This is a genomic window from Kineococcus rugosus, from assembly GCF_050871975.1.
Classification (GTDB): domain Bacteria; phylum Actinomycetota; class Actinomycetes; order Actinomycetales; family Kineococcaceae; genus Kineococcus.
In genome coordinates this window covers 1-684 of sequence record NZ_JBJLSJ010000086.1, presented here as the reverse complement: position 1 = coordinate 684, position 684 = coordinate 1, and the positions used below count along the sequence as shown (strand labels likewise).

Sequence of the window (684 nt, the reverse complement as noted above, 5' to 3'; positions counted from 1 at the left end):
GAAGGAGGCCAGCTGCTCGTCGAGCCAGGGGTAGAACTCCTCGGCCGGCGTGCTCAGCCGCGACTTCAGGTACCGCGTCGTGTCGTCGGCCAGGACCTCGAGGGAGCCGTCGGCGACGGCGTCGTAGGCCTGGGCGACGACGCTGGCGGGGCTGACCTTGGGCACGTCCCAGCGCGCGGCCATGGGGGTGTCGACCATGCCGACCAGCAGGCCGACGACCTGCGTGCCCTGACCGCGCAGCTGCACCCGCAGCGCGTTGGTCGCCGACCACATCGCGGCCTTGGAGGCGGCGTACCCGGTCGGCACGTTGATCCAGGCCGCCGCGGACAGCACGTTCAGCAGCGTCCCCCCGCCGCGGGCGGCGAGCACGGGGGCGAAGGCGTTGGCGACCCGCAGGGTGCCGAAGAAGTTGGTCTCGAAGACGCGGCGCAGCTCCTCCTCCGGCCCGGCGATGGAGTCGCCGGCGGGGGCGATGCCGGCGTTGTTGACGAGCAGGTCGACGTCGGGGGCGGAGGAGGCGGCGCGGGTGGCGGCATCGGGGTCGGTGAGGTCGAGCCGCAGCGGTTCGGCGCGGGGGTCGTCCCAGGACCTCGGGGTGCGCGCCGCGGCGTAGACCTTCGCCGCTCCCCGCTGGAGCGCCTGGTGGACGAACTGCTCGCCGAGCCCGCCGTTGGCGCCGGTGAC

Annotated in this window: 1 protein-coding gene; it reads right to left on the bottom strand. The window is 74.4% G+C overall.

Annotated features, from left to right (window positions below):
* The coding region (locus tag ACRYM6_RS22990; protein WP_432545213.1) for an SDR family oxidoreductase at positions 1 to 684 on the bottom strand (684 nt) is incomplete at both ends.